This window comes from Myxosarcina sp. GI1(2024) (assembly GCF_053543375.1).
In genome coordinates this window covers 1605925-1623960 of sequence record NZ_JBKGTY010000001.1, presented here as the reverse complement: position 1 = coordinate 1623960, position 18036 = coordinate 1605925, and the positions used below count along the sequence as shown (strand labels likewise).

The window sequence follows — 18036 nt, the reverse complement described above, 5'->3', positions numbered from 1 at the left end:
CCGAGTCGCTTCTACCTTTTTCAAGTCGAGTGAGTGGCAGAGTCTCTCAGGAAAAATTTAGCGCTTATTGTTGCCACTTTTCCAAATCGCGAGTATAACAGCAGAAACAACTGGTATTGGTTGAGTTGGTTCGTTCGCGCCGACAGATTTGCCGTGGAACGAAAGCCACTGTTAACCAATTATCGAGGCGATCGAGGGACTACTTTTAGTGATAGCGATTAAAATTATCAGTCCTACTCCAGGACCGAACACTACCGAAAGAGTTTTAGAAATAGTTCGAGAACAAAGTACTGGTATTACTATAAAACAAATTAGCGATCGCATTCAACGACCTGTATCAATGATTCAGGTTTGTTTAAAACAATTAATTTCTAGCAAACAAATTTACGCTCGTCAGAACAAAATGGGAGTAGGCTCGATTTATTATCCCCGTGAAATAAATTTAACTGGCAGCAATCAACCAAGACAAGCTCGAAAGACAAAATGAACTATGGTCAGAAAAGATTTTTATTAGCGATCGCTTTAGCAATTGTATTGACTTTTAGTATCGATTTAACGCAAACAACATTTTCTCAGTCAAAATCGGCTATTCGCTACGATGTTTACGAGCGACCGCAACAAGTAATTCACACTGTTACCATTCCCCAGGACGGCGATTATCGTTTAGTACCTGCCGTAGCAACAGACTTGACCAGCATTGGTGAATTTGTCAAACTTCACGATGCGATCGCTGCTATTAATGGCGGATACTTCGATCCCATAAATCAAAAGACTACTTCTTATATCGTTCGGGAGGGAAAATTAGTCGCCGATCCCCGCACTAATGAAAGACTAATCGACAATCCCGATCTGCAGCCATACTTGGGTAAAATCTTAAATCGGATTGAGTTGCGTCGCTACCTTTGCCAACAACGGACTCGTTACGATATCGTTTTGCATTCTGCTACCGTTCCCGATGATTGTACTTTACAGGATTCTTTGGGAGGAGGTCCGGGTTTGTTACCTCAAGATACTTCTGTAGCTGAAGGATTTATTGCTTTCCAAGATGGAAAAATAATTCGCGATGTCATCGGTAGTAATAATCCTAATGCTAGAAGTGCGGTGGGAATTACCCCAAACGGCGATCTTGTTTTAGTGATGGTAGCGCAGCGATCCCAATTGCCTCGTAACTCTGGTATATCTCTACCCGATTTGGCTCAATTTTTAGCTACTTTAGGTGTATCTCAAGCGATGAATCTCGATGGCGGTAGTTCTTCTGCCCTATATTATCGCGGACAAACTTTTTATGGCAGAGTAGACTCCGAAGGCAACAGAGTCGAGCGTAAAATTAAATCGGTTTTATTGGTACGGTAGCCACCTCTACCTAATACATGCGCCGTTTAATCAGGTCGATTGCCCGATTGACCTGTTCGGGGAAAATTACCACCAAATTATCTCTATCTGCCCGATCTAAGCCGAGATTAATTGCTTCAACCTCATCAAGTATGGTGTCGTAAGTTGCGTTGGGGTTTTCTTGATAAATTCCTTTAGCAATTAAATCGGCTACTTCTCCTACTCGCCTACCTCGAGGATCGTCATCTTCTTTGATAATAATGCGATTGAAAATTTGCGCCGAGATTCTACCCAGTAGGATTAAGTCTTCATCACGACGATCGCCAGGTCCACCAATTACGCCGATTCTCGCTCCTTCCCAGTTACGAACGAAATCCCCTACTGCTTTATATCCGTGGGGGTTGTGTGCATAGTCTACTAAAACATGATAGTCTCTCACGTCAAATAGATTCATTCTCCCTGGAGTTTGGTCGGATGAGGGTCTAAAACTACGGACTCCTCGACGAATGGTTTCAATGTCTACTCCTTGAGCAAAAGCTGCCAAACAGCCCGCCAAAGCATTGGCAATCATAAATGGTGCCATACCACCCATAGTCATCGGAATTTTTGCCGCTTTTTCGATTCTTAAAGTCCAGTTACCTTCGAGAATAGAGAGATATCCGTTTTCATATACTGCTGCCAAACCGTTGCGACGAACACTTTCCAGGATAATTGGGTTGTCGGGATTCATAGAAAAGTAAGTCACCTTAGACTTGACCTGCTGTGCCATAGCCGCTACTAGGGGATCGTCGGCGTTGAGAATAGCATAACCATCTGGTTTGACAGTTTCGGGAACCACACTTTTAACCCTAGCCATCTGTTCTATAGTATCGATGCCCCCAAGTCCCAAATGGTCTGCTGCTACGTTGAGTACGATTCCTATATCACAGCGATCGTAAGCCAAACCAGAGCGCAATATACCTCCTCGAGCAGTTTCTAGTACCGCCACCTCAACGGTAGGATCTTTTAAAATCATTCCGGCACTATAAGGACCCGTATTGTCTCCTTTTTCTACTAAATATTCCTGAATATAAATCCCATCTGTAGTGGTATAACCAGTAATTTTGCCTGTCTGACGGTAAATATGAGCGGTCAAACGAGTAGTGGTTGTTTTGCCATTAGTTCCCGTAATGGCGATAATGGGAATTCTGCTGGGAGTATGGCGGGGAAACAGCATATCCAATACTGAAGCACCTACGTTACGTGGCAAGCCCCGACTGGGTGCGGCGTGCATTCTAAAACCTGGAGCGGCGTTTACTTCGACGATAACTCCGTCGACCTCACGCAGTGGTTTGCTAATGTCGGGAGTAACCATGTCGATGCCGGCAATATCCAAACCAATTATTTTCGCTACTCTTTGAGCGAGCCAGACGTTTTCGGGATGTATTTCATCGGTACGGTCGATGGCAATTCCACCCGTACTGAGATTGGCAGTGGCTCGCAAATATACTGTTTCCCCTAGCGGTAAAATGCTACCTAGGTTGTAACCTTGCTTGGCTAATAACCGCTCTGAGGTCGTATCGACTAAAATTTTGGTCAGAACATTGTCGTGTCCTTCTCCTCGATTGGGATCGCGATTGGTAATTTCGATTAATTCTTCAATGGTAGAATCTCCATCCCCAACTACGTGAGCGGGAATTCTTTCAGCCACTGCGATTACCTTGCCATCAACTACTAAAACTCGATGATCGCTACCTCGATAGTAACGTTCGACAATTACCGAGCGCGTTTTTGAAGCTGCACTAGCTCGGTCGTAAGCTGCTTCTGCTTCTTCCCAGCTATCGATCTCAATCGTAATGCCGCGCCCGTGATTGCCATCGAGGGGTTTGATGACGATGGGATAACCTCCCACGTCGGCGATTGCTGTTTCTAGTTCGTCTAAATATTGAATCACCGTGCCTTTTGGTACGGGAATTCCAGCATCGCCTAATATGGTTTTGGTTCCTTCTTTATCGCAAGCCAATTCAACGGCTAATATTCCGGTATTTTGACTCAAGGTTGCCTGAATCCGCTTTTGATTGGCACCATAGCCCAACTGAAGCATCGCTCTGGCACTCAACCACATCCAGGGGATTTTTCTCGCCTCGGCTTCTTTGACAATTGCTTCTGTAGAAGGTCCCAAGGCGGTATTTGCTTTTAAATCTCTCAGGTCGGCTAAATCTTGTTCTAATTCTGCTGTGGGATAAGTTCCCGTTTCGACGATCGACCTACAAAGTCTCACTGCGGCTCGACCCGCATAGCGACCCGACTGTTCTTCGACGTACTCAAATACTACGTTGAAAACTCCTTGTTGCGAGGTTTCTCTAGTACGACCGAAGCCTACGGGCATTCCCGCTAATTCCTGTAATTCTAATGCTACGTGTTCGACGATGTGACCCATCAATGTCCCTTCTCGAACTCTTTCTAAGAAACCGCCCCGATAGCCACGAGAGCAGTAGTGCTCGATTAAACTAGGCAAAATCTGCACCAAACCGTCATAAAACCCGGGAATTTCATTAGAGGGTTTTTCGGTAAGCTCCTCTAAATCGAGCAGCATTAAAATTAGCTTGTGTCGCCGAATGCTCCAGTAGTTTGGTCCGCGTAGTGTCTGAGTTTTGAGGATTTTCATGATTATTTTCTCGCTCGATTCGGAGGCACGAAGCAGGTATCTTAACTTAAATGCTCTTTCTTTTCTTGAGTTTCTCTTTTCTTGAAACCGCTAAACTGTTCTCTACGAACAATTTGGCAGTTTTTTATCATAAATTAAAACCGTTCTAATTCTAAAAGCTAGTAAAGGGCTGATGCTTTTGCAGATCGTAGCGATCGCCATGAGCCAAAATGTGTAGTTTCAAGTTGTGAATGCTCAATGGTTCGCTGCCCAAAGCTTGAGCTTGATTGGTGTAGGATAATTGACGAGCATCGATAATCGTAACCGTTCCCCTACCGATAACTTGAATGGTATTATCCGATTCAAACATGGCGCAGGTATCTTCATCAATGCCAATACCCAAGAGACCGGGGTGAGAGGCGATCGCGCTTAACAGTCTCGCCAAACGATTACGAGCGTAGAAATGTTGATCGACTAAAATTTCAGGAATAATATTCAACCCGATTGCTAAATCGACTAGGGCGCGATTGGGAAACTCTCCACTACTGCCTCCGGCAATCATGTGTTGTCCCATTACTGCTGCCCCCGCACTAGTGCCTGCCAGACTGATCTCTTGTTTCTGTGCTCTAGTAACGATGCGGTTCATTAGAGGAGTTTCTGCCAGCAAGCCACAAAGACGTAACTGATCGCCACCAGTCAAAAAAATTCCCGTACACTGTTCTAAAAAACTAAGATAGCCCGAATCTTCTCCTCCAGAACGCTCGCGCACATCTAATATTCTGACCTCTTTGGCTCCCATGTCGCTAAAGATCCGTTGGTAGCGATCGCCAATTAAGGTGGGCTCTCTCGACGCACAGGGAACAATACCAATAACCGCTTCCGAACCACCCGATCGATTTAAAAAAGTTTGCAGTATTTCTCGCCCATGTATTTTATCTTCAGCACCACCAATTACTAGAATGGCGTTTTTGGTCGATTGAGCGAAAGCGGTTACCTGAGTTTTTATTTCTGTATTGAACATGATTGTGCTTACGAAAGAAAAACATTCTGTATTGGCTAATAGCAATAACTATGTTAATCTAGCTAGTTTTTTACAAACTTAGTTTACTGTTAAGTTGAAAATAAATTATGGTAATTATCACCGAACATTATAAAGTTAAACAGTAAAAATGTTTATGGCGATTTTTTCTAAGTTCGCTTATTTTATAGGATTTATGAAATTTTTGCATTACTTTTTCGTCCGAAAAACCCAACTAAAGACTTTCAATAAATTCGATTCACCACAACTTTACTCCTTTGTTTCCTGACATTTTACTGCTGATTATCTCTAACTAAACGCCGTGCGCTTTGAGGTCATTACTTTATTTCCTGAATTCTTTAGATCTCCCTTGCAGTCTAGTCTGCTCGGTCGGGCGATCGCCTCGCGAATTGCTCGGGTCAACCTAATCGATCCGCGCAATTTTACCACCGACAAACATCGCCGAGTTGATGATGAACCTTATGGTGGTGGCGTAGGAATGCTGCTCAAACCAGAACCAATATTTGCCGCTGTTGAATCTTTAGAAATCTTACCCCAGACAGAAATTATTTTAATGTCACCTCAAGGGGAACCGCTCAAGCAACCCTTACTCAAAGATCTCGCTCGGCAACAACAATTGGTTTTAATTTGTGGACACTATGAGGGAGTAGACGAAAGAGTTCGTCAACACTTAGTCACTAAAGAAATTTCTCTAGGAGATTTCGTTCTTACCTGTGGCGAAATTCCCGCTCTAGCATTAATTAATGGTGTAGTGCGCCTGTTGCCTGGAACCGTTGGCAAAGAAGAATCTTTAAAAGCTGAAAGCTTCGAAAGCGACTTCCTCGATTATCCACAATATACTAGACCGGCAAATTTTCGTGGTTGGGAAGTCCCGCCAATCTTGCGTTCGGGAAATCATCAGGCGATCGCCGAATGGCGAAAACGAGAACAAATCGATCGCACTATCCAACGTCGTCCCGATCTGTGGCAAAAATGGCAAGAAAACAAGGAGCAAGGGCTCGGGAAAGTAGAAGAAGACTATTAAGTCAGAAACGAACTTCCTACTACTTACCTACTTACTTTTTTCAAGCCACAGGCAAACAAAAACGAAAGATACTACCTTTTCCTAGTTCGCTTTCTACCTCAATGCGTCCTCCCTGTAACTCCACTAGACGACGCGCGATCGCCAGTCCGATACCCGTTCCTCCCGAATAACTACTGCGAGAGCGATCGGCCCGCCAAAAGCGTTCGAAAACATATGGTAAATCTTCTTGGGCAATACCCACACCCGTATCGATAACCGCTATCCATATATAGTGATTTTCTTGCCAAGCTTTGACTGTAATCGATCCAGTTTCGGTGTAGCGAATTGCATTACCCAATAAATTAACCAATACCTGTTCGATGCGATCTAGATCTCCCAACACTGGCGGCAAATCCGAAGGAAAATCTAGCTGTAGGACGGGACCTTCTTCTAGCAATTGATCGGTAAATCTCTCTATTAGAGATGCCAAGAGTGGATATAAGACTACAGGACGTAAATTAATCGACAAGTAACCCGCTTCGGCTTTAGAAAGCTCTTGCAAGTCGCGAATTAACCTTTCTAATCGTCTAGTTTCTCTGACCAAACGTAAATACATTTCTGGAGAGGCTTCTATCTTGCCATCGGCTAACTCCTCTAAATAACCACGCATTACAGTCAGAGGAGTGCGTAATTCGTGGGTCAAATCGCTAATTAATTCTCTGCGTCTCTGTTCGACATTTCCCAGACTACTAGCCATGGAATTAAAGCTAGCACTTAGTTGATTTAGCTCTGGTATTTGGTTTTCTGGAACTCGCTCGTCTAAATCTCCTGCGGCAAACTTTTGAGTAATCTGTTTCATCTGGTTGACGGGTTGAGTAATTCTTCTAGAAAGTAAATAGCTCAAACCCGCTGCTGCGCTAGCACCTACTACTACTGAAACCACAGCACTACGATTCCAAGCATTTTGAAATCCCTCTACTAAATATGTACGTGCAGAGCGGACGGTAAATAAACCTCTTTCTTCTAGTTGTTCGAGGCGCAAGATAAACATTCGTGGTGAAGAAAATTTGGCGATCGCCACGAAACTACCTAATCCTACCATCATCACTAAAAGATGAGAAAAAAATAATCGCGTTCCTAAGCTCAGTTTTGGCATTTATCGCCTTACTAGATTTAATGAGTTACATTATCTGGGTCTACTTCTCTCATCTTAAATAGCAAAGAGTTTTTCGACCAAGGCTAATATCCAGAAGCAAAGGATTAGTTTCGTTTATTTTTCTAGGAGAGGATAGAACCACTATTAGTCCGCCCTTAGCGGTCATTATTAACTGACGGCGAGAGTAGGCGAACTTAACCAAGTTAAAGGAAGCGCGTACGAAGTACGAAGTGCAAATGGGCGGTGTAACTTTAACCGTTAATTTAATATCTCGATTCTCCTCCCATTTGTAAGCGAATGGTTTCACCCACTCTCAAATAATGTATGTAGATAACGATCGAGGTCAGCTTAATTTTCTGCAAAATACTTTTTAATTCTGAGTTGTGAAAGCTCTTGCGCAAAGCCGACCTAATTGGCGGTCTTAGGCTTAATTTAAGACGAGTCTGAGAATTCCAATCAAAAGTACCACCAGTAGTACGAATCGCTTTTTTAGCCAATTGGGCTACAGAATTTCTGGCTGGATGTAGAACTCTAAGATCGTCAGCATAAACTATCGAGTAACCACCGGCAAAAGCTCGCTTGCCCCAATTGACATCTCCACCAGACTTAAGTCGGGAATTAAATAGTCCTACTTCTTCAAAAAGCCGTCTAAAGGTAAATAAATTTGCAGTTGCTCCGTAGTGATGTTTTTCTACGTAGTCTTGCTGTTTTAAATGAGACATTTTATCGAAAACTTCTGCTGCTGTAGGGCGATTTTTATTTTTGAAAAAAATATCTATCCTACCAGCAAATACAGCGCAGTCTGGAACGGAAACGAGATAATTTACTCCTCGCTCTAACCAATCATTTGCAGGAATACAATCAGAGTCGGTAAAAGCTAGAAGCTCTCCTTTGGCAATTTTAATTCCCCGGTTGCGAGCAGCATAAGAGCCTCGCTGTTTTTCTGTGGTTAAAACTACTTGTTTAAACTGATGGGCAATCTCAGCAATGTTTTCTTCCGAACCATTGTCAACGAGGACGAGTTCGTATAACTCTTGTGGATAAGTTTGATTTTCCAAAGCTGTCAAACATAACTTTAATCTCTCTCGATCGTTAAAAACTGGAATAATTACCGAGATAAATCCTGCTACAACTTCACTCATGTTTCAAGATTCCATCGAGTTATAATGATAATTTGAGTGAAATTATAATTAAATTTAAACAAAATTATATCAGGGTTATTACTGATATTTTTTCTAGGTATAATTACATAAATAAATAAGTTGCCGAGTAAACTTTTAGACTTATAAGTTTTTTTGAAACCTCAACCCACTTTGATGTGTAAATAATTACATTTTTTTGTCTAGTGGAATAAAAACTTGTTTTCGGCTCGTGAAATACATAGCAATATTTTTTTCCCCATAAGCACTTTCATTAATAAATATGGGATAAACAGTTTCATTTCCTTTGTAAAGGATAGTAGAACCATCAAATTTCAAAAAAATCGGCTGTCTTGGATGCAAAGCACAATAATCTTTACCGTGGAGCTGAGGATGAACCATAGCATTAATTTCCCCTATTTCATCTAGAGGAAAACTTACTGCTTTGAAAACTGAATACAAAGTAAGACTATCGGAGATATTTTCTTTTTGTTGTCGATTAAATTTAGTTATGTAATCTAGAATACTAAAAATTAAGGCTTCGGTTTTAGCAAACCAAATAGGATCTAAAACTCCGTGTGGTATCGAACCTACTTCTAACGTAAATCCATAGGGAGAAATGCTTCGCAAGCGATTCTTTTCGCGTTTGGAATGAGCACAGACAAGTTTAATTTTAGGATTTAGAGCAACTAAATAAGCTACTAAGTTTAAATTAAACGGTAGCTCGTTACTCAATAATAAAGTGATTCCCATATTAGCAGTAGTAGTATGAATATCGATAATAAATTCGCTGGGTGGCAAAGCCATGTCGTTAGACCGCTCGCTTTTAAATTGCTGATAAATGGCTTTTGCTAAGAGCTGTTCGTATAAAACTAAAGAGCGATCGCTTAAGTCCTTGAGGTCAAAACAGCGATTTAAATCTATATCTATATATCTCTTGTTCGAAGCAATCGCTTTGGGATTTGCCAGTAAAGTTTTAATTTCGATGTCGGTATATCGTTGAAGAATTTGGGGAAACTTTCTAAATTTTTTGACTAGATAAATCCCCAATAACTCATTGCCGTGAATACCTCCGACTATAGTGACACGCTGGATCTGGTTCATACTAATACACTAATGATTGATTATAGCAATAGCTAGATTTCGAGCTCAGACAGTCCCTGCTAGGAATAGAAGAGTAATTTCCAAACCAATGCTTACGAGCCATCTCAGTTTTCTTAAGATGCGGCGTAATTTAGTGACTTGGCAAAAAATAAAAAACCGACCGATTATTTATCTTTAATCGGACGGCTCAAAAAAATTGCCAACTTTAGTCGATTGTCTATGATTGTTTGTTTAAATATTTCTGCACTTGCGAAAGCGCAGCCGAACCTATATTAAAAATAGCCCAACTGGCAGCAACGATGATTGGTGCCACGACAATTAAAACACGCCAATCCATAAATAAATCTACCTCCGGAGAACGCTTAAGATTATATTAAAGGTTTATCAATGCATGAATAGTAAGCACGCATATATATATAAATGTACCAGCTTTTTTGACCGATTTTCCATTTAAGTAGCTAGGCAAGATAGCGATCGACTCAACTATAAGTCCTTACTTTTGCCCGCATGAACTAAAGCTAACTTGGCATAGAATCGAGCGTGTTCTAACAGTTCTTCTGCTTGAGTATCGGAAACATCTTTAATTTTTTTAGCGGGTACTCCAACGACGAGAGAGCGAGGAGGAACATCTTTAGTGACTACGCTGCCAGCACCAATGATACTTTCTGCTCCCACCGTTACTCCATTCAAAACAATCGCACCGATACCAATTAAGCAGCCTCGTTCGATCCGAGCTGAATGAATCACCGCTCGATGACCTACGGTAACGTAATCTTCCAAAATAGTCGGTTCGCCAGGATCTCCATGTAAAATTGCTCCGTCCTGGATGTTAGTATATTGACCGATGGTGACGATCTCGAGATCTCCTCTGAGCGTCGCCCCATACCAAACACTGGAATTTTTTGCCAGAGAGACATTGCCGATGACCGTAGCGTTAACTGCCACAAAAGCTGCTTCTGAAAGATCCGGTGGATTTGAATATAAACCATTGGCAGTAATTGAAGAGGGATTCATAGCGATATACTGATTAATAAATACCTAAATCTATTTTGTTCGAATAACTGTTTATATTTTTATCAATATAAAAGCGCGATCTAAGCTAAAAAAAACTGTGTTTAAACGATGAATCCTAGTTTACAATACCCCATATTCGGCTCGGAAATTTCTTGTCCTCACTGTCGTAAAACCATACCTGCTTTAACTTTGACTGACACCTATCTTTGTAGTCGTCATGGTGCTTTTGAAGCAGATCCCAAAACCAAAGAGCTAGTACATTTACCTTCAGGACGGCGTTGGCGACTGTGGCAAGATTGTTGGTACCGTCAGCACACTCATCCAGACGGGATCCGTTTTGAAATTCATGAAGCTTTAGACCGGCTTTATACGGAGGGTTATCGAGCGACCAAAGTTATTATTGCCAATCGCTACCGAGAATTGGTCAGTGCTTACTTAGAACGCGCTCATCCCTGGCGAGAAAATATCGACCACAAAACTCCCAAATTGTACGGACTTCCCGTTGCTTTCAGTCCTGAGTCTTTAGATGAACCCCGTTGGGAAATAATTAACTTTTCCCTCGAAAAAGAACCAGGAGTTCCCCGTAATTATCCCTATCGTTTTTTGCTAGATTGAGTAATGCATCATGTTTCAATTCGTACGGCAGATATTCGTAAGGCGATCGCCTTTTACGAACAGTTAGGTTTTACTGTCTGCGATCGCTTCACTACAGGGTATACTCTCGCTTGCTGGATGGAAGGATTAGGGGGAAGGATCGAACTGATAGAAATTCCTCAGCCCAAACCAGCCCCCGATGCTTTTAATGATGAAAGTTATGTCGGTTACTATCATCTTTCTTTCGATCTGACAAAAATAACTAGCGATCTGCCTAGTTGGTTAACCACACTTCAAGCTAATTTGACTCAGGCTGCAGCAACCAATCCTCAGTTAGCCCACTCATTTAAAGTTTTACTAGAACCCCAACAGCAGCAAATTGGCGCTCGCCTCTATGAAGTGGCTTTTATTGCCGACACCGATGGGTTGCCCCTAGAATTTATTCGCCTTATCCCAGAAGTAGAAAATAACTGAATTGCTTTTAGTTACTGCTATAAACTGCTAAATCAAGCCAATTTCACCAATCGAATGGCTAAATTGGCTAAATTGGATACCTCAAAATGGGGCGAATTTCAGCTACTACTAGATCCCCTTTAGCAGTGCAATTTCTGAAAGGCGATCGCCAGTTGCAACATAAAGTATTAATTCTAAAATTTTGAAAATTTCGTTCAATATTTCCTGAGAAACGTTAACATAAATTAACAACAGCTAAATATATCAACCATACAATTTAGAATCGCCAGAAAATTTTAAGCCAAACATTTAAAGTGTCAAAATAAAAATAGCGATTCATACATAAAGATAAATTTCATATCCTCAGCTATAGGAGGCTGTAAGAGTGAGTAATAAAGACAACAATAAAAAATGGCGTAATGCAGGACTATATGTGCTGCTAGCCATAGTTGTAGTAGCTTTGGGAACTGCCTTTTTAGACAGAGAACCTCAAAGCCGTCAAACTTGGGCATATAGTAAATTAATTAATGAAGTTGAAAGTGGCAGAGTAGAAACCGTTAAGATTACTGCCGATCGCACTAAAGCTCAAGTAATCGATAGTGAAGGTACGCCGATTTTGGTCAACTTACCTCAAGACCGCGAATTTATCGACATCTTGAGCGAAAATGGCGTAGACATTGCCGTTTTACCCCAAAGCGATGAGGGATTTTGGTTTAGAGCTTTAAGCAGCCTCTTTTTCCCCATTCTGCTATTAGCGGGACTATTTTTTTTATTAAGAAGGGCACAAAGCGGTCCTGGTTCGCAAGCAATGAACTTTGGTAAGTCTAAAGCCAGAGTCCAAATGGAACCAAAAACTCAGGTCACTTTTGGTGATGTGGCAGGGATCGAACAGGCTAAACTAGAACTTACCGAAGTAGTAGACTTTCTCAAAAATGCCGATCGTTTTACGGCCGTTGGTGCCAAAATTCCTAAAGGGGTCTTGTTAGTAGGACCTCCAGGAACTGGTAAAACTTTACTTGCCAAAGCCGTTGCCGGTGAAGCTGGGGTGCCTTTCTTTAGTATTTCTGGTTCGGAGTTCGTAGAAATGTTCGTCGGTGTCGGTGCTTCTCGCGTCCGCGACCTCTTCGAGCAAGCCAAAGCCAATGCACCCTGTATCGTCTTTATCGATGAGATCGATGCTGTCGGTCGTCAGCGTGGTGCTGGACTCGGTGGCGGTAACGACGAAAGAGAACAAACTCTCAACCAGTTGCTAACCGAAATGGATGGTTTTGAGGGCAATACCGGAATTATTCTCATTGCCGCAACTAACCGTCCCGACGTACTAGATGCTGCCTTACTTCGTCCCGGTCGTTTCGATCGCCAAGTAGTAGTAGATCGTCCCGACTATGCCGGTCGTCAAGAAATCTTAAAAGTGCATTCTCGCGGCAAAACCCTTTCCAAGGATGTCGATCTTGACAAGATTGCCCGTCGTACTCCTGGGTTTACCGGTGCAGACTTAGCTAACTTGCTCAATGAAGCAGCAATTTTAGCGGCTCGTCGCAATCTGACCGAAATTTCGATGGATGAAATTAATGACGCGATCGATCGCGTTTTAGCAGGTCCTGAGAAGAAAAACCGCGTGATGAGCGAAAAACGCAAAGAATTAGTTGCCTATCACGAAGCAGGACACGCTCTCATCGGTGCTTTAATGCCAGACTACGACCCCGTACAAAAAATTAGTATCATTCCTCGCGGACGTGCTGGTGGTTTGACCTGGTTTACTCCTAGTGAAGACCGCATGGAGTCTGGTTTATTTTCCCGTGCTTACTTGCAAAATCAGATGGCGGTGGCTTTAGGCGGTCGTTTGGCAGAAGAAATCGTTTACGGTGAAGAAGAAGTAACCACGGGTGCTTCAAACGATTTACAGCAGGTAACTAAAGTGGCACGTCAAATGGTAACTCGCTTCGGTATGAGCGATCGCTTGGGTCCTGTGGCTTTGGGTCGTCAAAACGGCAACGTCTTCCTCGGACGGGATATTGCTTCCGACCGTGACTTTTCCGACGAAACGGCAGCAGCGATTGACGAAGAAGTACGTAACCTAGTAGACCAAGCCTATCGTCGTGCTAAAGAAGTTTTAAACGAAAACCGTCACATTCTCGATCGCCTAGCAGAAATGCTGGTGGAAAAAGAAACTGTCGAAGCTGACGAATTACAAGCAATTCTCAACGAAAACGAAGTAAAAATGGCAGCTTTGGCTTAATTTTCATAACTGCATCGCTCTCGATGCAATCCTACTGAACTTAATTACCAACAGCATCTTGAAAACTTAAGATGCTGTTTTTTTTCTTGGGACTTCGCACTCGATCCAAAAGTCAATGTAGGCGATCGCCAGCAAAGTTTTCATTGGCAGCCCAATCACGCCAACGATAGGGGGTTTAATCGTCGGTTTGTAAGTTTCCCCTGCTTCCCGTAGCTTTCCCGCATCGGCTAACAGCTTGAGAAACATAATCCAAGTCAACTGGGGAAGGCGATCTAATTCTCCATTCAATCCTTTATCTTTCCGTATGATGTCCCGTGCGGATTTAATAACGCTTCCTAGTTTTTAGGCGGTAGTAATTGTTTTATTGGTTTGTTTCTTTCTAGTTGCCATTTAATTATGCTGAGTAGAGAAGGTTTTGCAGTTGATACACGGCTTCTTTGAGTTGGGAAATTCCGCCAAACTTTTCCGCAATTTCCCGAACATTACCATAGCGATCGAATTCGCGGTTGGCACTGTGAAAAATGTGGGTTAGTTTGGTTGTCGAAAGATAATCTTGCTTTCTGTGACCCTGGTAACTGCTTGCCCTGATGCTGTTTCTAATTCGATTAGAAAGAATAAGGTGCGTTCACAGCAATAAGGGTATGGGTTTACTATAGTAGTGGTTACTGAATCACCTTCGAGCAAGAATGATTTTCTAAAAATGAAAGCGAATCCCATATTCCCCTTTATTGCCATTTAATCTTCTTGAATGACATTAATTTGTTATCAACGACAAATAATTAGTCAAGACGACATCAATTTGACAACGGCGACAATTAAATTGGCAATCGATAGTAACACTAGTTATTTGGAACACATAAGGGCTGAAAGCACGGAGAGGGTGGGATTCGAACCCACGTTCCCTTGCGGGAAACTCGATTTCAAGTCGAGCGCGATCGACCACTCTGCCACCTCTCCCGATCTAGCTACATTATGATAACAAACAATCATCCAAACCAGCTCTAAAGTTCTGTATTACTGTTAAAGTTGCTGAATCTGATTAATATTTTCAATCAGGTAAACAATTAGATTTTCCCCAGATGATACAATTCTCTAATCTCCTTCCATTCCGCATCTAATAAAGGCTGTTCTACTAAATCGATTTGCCAACAGACAATCGCAGCTTGAATTAAACGTTGGATAATGGTGTTAATCTGGCGATCGCGATGAAGAGAAATTAATTCTAACAAGTTTTGACCTACGGGACGCTCGAAGATTAGTTTTGCCAAACTCGGATCGCCGGTCAATAGCATCGAGCCGTGCTGTAAAATTGCTTTACCTCGGCGTAACTGTGCGCTGCCGATCGCTTTCTCTCCCGCAGTCGTTACTAAATCGGCAACCGTCGCCGTACTAAAACAGTTAAGATTTTCTAGATATTCTCTAGTGGCACTACCGTAATTTAACTCAACACCAAGCGATCGCCAACCTTCAATTAAAAATCGACAGATCCGTTTGTAGATTTCCAAGCGTTTGCCAGGTGCGATAGTGGTGACGATGGCATAAGTTAGATCCCCTTGATGCAGTACTGCTTTACCACCTGTAGGACGACGCACCAGATCTAGAGGTTTTCCTTGCCAGGTAAGTTGTTGCCAAGCCAGAGGATAATCTTTTTGATGGTATCCTAAAGAAATTGCCGCAGGATGCCAAGTGTAAAAGCGTAAGGTTGGAGGGTGTTCTCCTCGACGATGTTTTTCGAGCAACCAGCGATCTATTGCCATTTGCGCGTGTCCTGACGCTACTATCGGAGAGATTAAACGCCAGGTTGGAGGTGAAGTTAAAAAGCGATCGCTAGCCACTATATAAATAATTAATAATTAATTACTAATCAAGCACCGCCAAATTCTTCTTTGAGCATTTCGTCATTATCATCGGCAATGTTGGCAACCAAGGTAATAATGCGCGATATTTCTCCAGGAAACAAATCGGCGACAGTACGTTGAGCCGAAACCAGTACGGTGTCCTGATTAATACTGAAGCAAGTTTCAAAAGTTCCCCTCCAATTCATTTCCAATAGCCGACGCATCAATCCAGATTCGTTTTTAGCTGGTAGTTTTAAAACATTTGCCCACACAGTAAACAGATCGTCATCGGTTTCTCCGGTAAGCTGAACGAAAACTTCAACGCTTCCGTATTGAAATTTCCAAAGACTACCTTCATTGGTATGATTGACCATGGCTGTATTTCGGTCATCTAGGCTAGAAATTACTGTTTCAATGACCTCTTGATGGCTAGAATTCTCGTCTATAAGTTCTTCAATAGCTTGTTCGGTGTCTACTTCTAAATTGGAAATTTGGCTAATCATTACAGCTTATCCTAATTACTCTTACAGTGAATTCGATCGTAAATCTAACATTTAGTATCTACAAATATTAGCTCGTCCGCCACTAATTTTTTATTCTCGTGTAACTGGCGACAATCTCGTAAGTTGTCAACTTAATCGAAAGCGTTAATTTTTAGACATATTGTGGGAATGATATATCGGTGACTCTTTGAGCGAATTTGGTAATATTAATGTATAGATTGGATACTATATTACGTTCGAGATTGAAACCTCGGCAATCCCTCTACACCGCTAATTTTGTATCTAGTCTATCAGTCTCTTTATTAGTTCCAGTTGTAGGAATCAGTTCCGTAACGGCTGAGGAAATTAACTCTAATACGATAGCTCGAGAGCAAACTCCAGAGTCAAACATTCAACAATTCGATTCAAAAATCCTCCACGTTTCACCATCTCGAGCGCCAAGAGACGAATTGAGTGAAAATAATGTCTTTGCTGCTCAAAATAATCATATTCCCGATCGCATCTATGTCAAAAACTTTGATGTAATTGGTAGTAGTGTCTTTAGCCAAGAAGAATTAGAAAAGGCGGTTGCTCCCTACCAAAATCGTTCCCTAACTTTATCTGAACTATATCAAGCTAGAACCACGATTACCAAGCTATACACTGACCGAGGCTATGTTAACTCCGGTGCCTACATACCCCCACAGGAACTAGATACCAGTACGGTAACTATTGCCGTGTTAGAGGGGGAACTAGAAGGAATCGAAGTTACAGGAACCGAACGCTTGAATCCCGATTACGTGCGCTCGCGCTTAGCAAAAGCTGCCAGTAAACCCGTCAATGTCGAATCATTACTCCAAGCCCTACAATTATTGCGGCTCGATCCCTTAATCGCTAGCGTCTCGGCAGAACTATCGGCAGGAGTTCGTCAGGGAACCAGTTTATTAGAGGTGCAAATTGAAGAAGCAGATGCCTTTAATGTTACTACTAGCTTTAACAACTCGCGATCGCCCAGCATCGGTACCAATCAACGCTCTATCGGTTTGAATCATCGCAATTTACTTGGTTTTGGCGACGAGTTTAGCTTTAGCTACGCCAACACTGACGGCAGCGATAGCTTCGATTTTGCTTATGGCTTTCCCTTTAATGCTCAGGACGGTAGGCTGAGGCTAGCTTACGGTTTTAATTCCAATGACGTGATCGAAGATCCTTTTAATGCCCTCGACATTCAATCTGAGTCTAGTTACTTTGAATTAGGTCTGCGCCAGCCACTAATTAACCGACCAAATCGAGAGTTTGCCTTGGGAATTAGCTTTTCGCGCCAAGAAAGCGAAACTTTACTGTTAGACACCCCTTTCCCATTATCTCGTGGTGCAGATGAGAATGGTGAAACTAAAATTAGTGCCATTCGCTTATTTCAAGAATTTGTCGATCGCGATGACGACCGGGTGTTGGCTTTTCGTTCTAGTTTTAATATCGGTATCGATGCCTTCAACGCTACCAGTAATGAAGATACTCCCGATAGTAACTTTTTTGCTTGGCGCGGTCAAAGTCAATGGGTGCGCCAACTAGATCGAGATTTCTTGTTTTTATTCAGAGGCGATTTGCAGCTAGCAACGACGAGTTTAGTGCCTTTAGAACAATTTCGCCTCGGTGGCTTCAACAGCGTTAGGGGTTATCGCCAAGATTTAGTTTTAGGAGATAATGGATTATTTGCTAGTGCTGAACTTAGAATCCCTATATTACGGATCGATAGATTAGATGGAGTAGTACAACTGGCACCTTTTATCGATCTGGGTAAGGTTTGGAACAGCGACGAAGTAACAATCGACAATGACTTTATTAGTGCTGTAGGCTTGGGTTTGGTGTTTCGAGCAGGAGAAAACTTTAACGCTCGTTTGGATTGGGGAATTCCTTTAGTGGATATCGCTACCGAAAATAATTCTTTACAAGAAGATGGAATCTATTTTTCGGTCAATTATAATTTCTTTTGAATCTTTGTTGTCCTATTGTTTTA

17 protein-coding genes, 1 tRNA gene and 1 pseudogene are annotated in these 18036 nt (G+C 42.2%); 8 read left to right on the top strand and 11 right to left on the bottom strand.

Going from position 1 to position 18036, the window contains the following annotated elements; translation table 11 throughout:
• Window positions 1-33 precede the first annotated feature (33 nt).
• The 3 genes from ACLFKQ_RS07795 to ACLFKQ_RS07785 are packed head-to-tail and all read left to right on the top strand — an operon-like array spanning window position 34 to window position 1353.
• The gene (locus ACLFKQ_RS07795; RefSeq protein ID WP_448999233.1) at window positions 34-222 is read left to right on the top strand and encodes a hypothetical protein; all 189 of its coding nucleotides are present in this window, start codon (window positions 34-36) and stop codon (window positions 220-222) included.
• Window positions 209-487, top strand: a complete 279-nt coding sequence (locus tag ACLFKQ_RS07790) for a winged helix-turn-helix domain-containing protein (RefSeq protein ID WP_448999232.1) — start codon at window positions 209-211, stop codon at window positions 485-487. The genes ACLFKQ_RS07795 and ACLFKQ_RS07790 overlap by 14 nt, the downstream gene beginning before the upstream one ends.
• Window positions 484-1353: a phosphodiester glycosidase family protein gene (locus ACLFKQ_RS07785; RefSeq protein ID WP_448999231.1), complete on the top strand. Its 870-nt coding sequence runs from the start codon at window positions 484-486 to the stop codon at window positions 1351-1353. Before ACLFKQ_RS07790 ends, ACLFKQ_RS07785 begins: the two co-directional genes overlap by 4 nt.
• Before the next feature lie 10 nt (window positions 1354-1363).
• On the opposite strand, the gene cphA is transcribed toward ACLFKQ_RS07785, so the two are convergent.
• Window positions 1364-3979, bottom strand: a complete 2616-nt coding sequence (gene cphA, locus ACLFKQ_RS07780; protein ID WP_448999230.1) for a cyanophycin synthetase — start codon at window positions 3977-3979, stop codon at window positions 1364-1366.
• A 151-nt stretch (window positions 3980-4130) separates the two neighbouring features.
• On the bottom strand, window positions 4131-4979 hold the full coding sequence (locus ACLFKQ_RS07775; RefSeq protein WP_448999229.1) for a cyanophycinase: 849 nt from the start codon (window positions 4977-4979) through the stop codon (window positions 4131-4133).
• 319 nt (window positions 4980-5298) lie between these two features.
• Here ACLFKQ_RS07775 and trmD point away from each other — a divergent pair, with 319 nt between their 5' ends.
• Window positions 5299-6021 (top strand): tRNA (guanosine(37)-N1)-methyltransferase TrmD, encoded by a 723-nt coding sequence (gene trmD, locus ACLFKQ_RS07770; RefSeq protein WP_448999228.1) that lies wholly within the window; start codon window positions 5299-5301, stop codon window positions 6019-6021.
• 40 nt (window positions 6022-6061) lie between these two features.
• Here trmD and ACLFKQ_RS07765 read toward each other — a convergent pair whose 3' ends face one another.
• The 5 genes from ACLFKQ_RS07765 to ACLFKQ_RS07745 all read right to left on the bottom strand — a co-directional run bounded on the left by ACLFKQ_RS07765 (window position 6062) and on the right by ACLFKQ_RS07745 (window position 10413).
• Window positions 6062-7156 (bottom strand): sensor histidine kinase, encoded by a 1095-nt coding sequence (locus ACLFKQ_RS07765; protein WP_448999227.1) that lies wholly within the window; start codon window positions 7154-7156, stop codon window positions 6062-6064.
• Window positions 7157-7419: 263 nt separating this feature from the next.
• Complete coding sequence (locus ACLFKQ_RS07760) at window positions 7420-8298, bottom strand: glycosyltransferase family 2 protein (RefSeq protein ID WP_448999226.1); 879 nt, start codon at window positions 8296-8298, stop codon at window positions 7420-7422.
• 186 nt (window positions 8299-8484) lie between these two features.
• Window positions 8485-9399, bottom strand: coding sequence for an aspartoacylase (locus tag ACLFKQ_RS07755; RefSeq protein ID WP_448999225.1), 915 nt, complete (start codon window positions 9397-9399; stop codon window positions 8485-8487).
• Window positions 9400-9616: 217 nt separating this feature from the next.
• Entirely contained in the window at window positions 9617-9736 is a 120-nt protein-coding gene (locus tag ACLFKQ_RS07750) for a photosystem II protein Y (protein ID WP_448999224.1), read from the bottom strand.
• 146 nt (window positions 9737-9882) lie between these two features.
• A complete protein-coding gene (locus ACLFKQ_RS07745; RefSeq protein WP_448999223.1) occupies window positions 9883-10413 on the bottom strand; it encodes a gamma carbonic anhydrase family protein in 531 nt (176 codons plus the stop codon).
• 108 nt (window positions 10414-10521) lie between these two features.
• On the opposite strand from ACLFKQ_RS07745, the gene ACLFKQ_RS07740 reads away from it, so the two are divergent.
• From ACLFKQ_RS07740 to ftsH3, 3 genes are all read left to right on the top strand, one after another.
• Entirely contained in the window at window positions 10522-11028 is a 507-nt protein-coding gene (locus tag ACLFKQ_RS07740) for a TIGR02652 family protein (protein ID WP_448999222.1), read from the top strand.
• Between the two features lie 3 nt (window positions 11029-11031).
• Window positions 11032-11481 (top strand): VOC family protein, encoded by a 450-nt coding sequence (locus ACLFKQ_RS07735; RefSeq protein WP_448999221.1) that lies wholly within the window; start codon window positions 11032-11034, stop codon window positions 11479-11481.
• 364 nt (window positions 11482-11845) lie between these two features.
• Window positions 11846-13699, top strand: coding sequence for an ATP-dependent zinc metalloprotease FtsH3 (gene ftsH3 / locus ACLFKQ_RS07730; RefSeq protein ID WP_448999220.1), 1854 nt, complete (start codon window positions 11846-11848; stop codon window positions 13697-13699).
• 118 nt (window positions 13700-13817) lie between these two features.
• Here ftsH3 and ACLFKQ_RS07725 read toward each other — a convergent pair.
• From ACLFKQ_RS07725 to ACLFKQ_RS07710, 4 genes and pseudogenes are all read right to left on the bottom strand, one after another.
• Window positions 13818-14026 (bottom strand): annotated as a pseudogene (locus tag ACLFKQ_RS07725) (SAM-dependent DNA methyltransferase); the annotation flags it as partial.
• 545 nt (window positions 14027-14571) lie between these two features.
• Window positions 14572-14656, bottom strand: a tRNA-Ser gene (locus ACLFKQ_RS07720).
• A 107-nt stretch (window positions 14657-14763) separates the two neighbouring features.
• Window positions 14764-15534 carry a lipoate--protein ligase family protein gene (locus tag ACLFKQ_RS07715; RefSeq protein ID WP_448999219.1) on the bottom strand — a complete coding sequence of 257 codons (771 nt, stop codon included), beginning with the start codon at window positions 15532-15534 and terminating at the stop codon, window positions 14764-14766.
• A gap of 29 nt (window positions 15535-15563) precedes the next feature.
• Complete coding sequence (locus ACLFKQ_RS07710; RefSeq protein WP_448999218.1) at window positions 15564-16040, bottom strand: YbjN domain-containing protein; 477 nt, start codon at window positions 16038-16040, stop codon at window positions 15564-15566.
• 242 nt (window positions 16041-16282) lie between these two features.
• Here ACLFKQ_RS07710 and ACLFKQ_RS07705 point away from each other — a divergent pair, with 242 nt between their 5' ends.
• Complete coding sequence (locus ACLFKQ_RS07705; RefSeq protein WP_448999217.1) at window positions 16283-18013, top strand: ShlB/FhaC/HecB family hemolysin secretion/activation protein; 1731 nt, start codon at window positions 16283-16285, stop codon at window positions 18011-18013.
• Window positions 18014-18036: the final 23 nt, after the last annotated feature.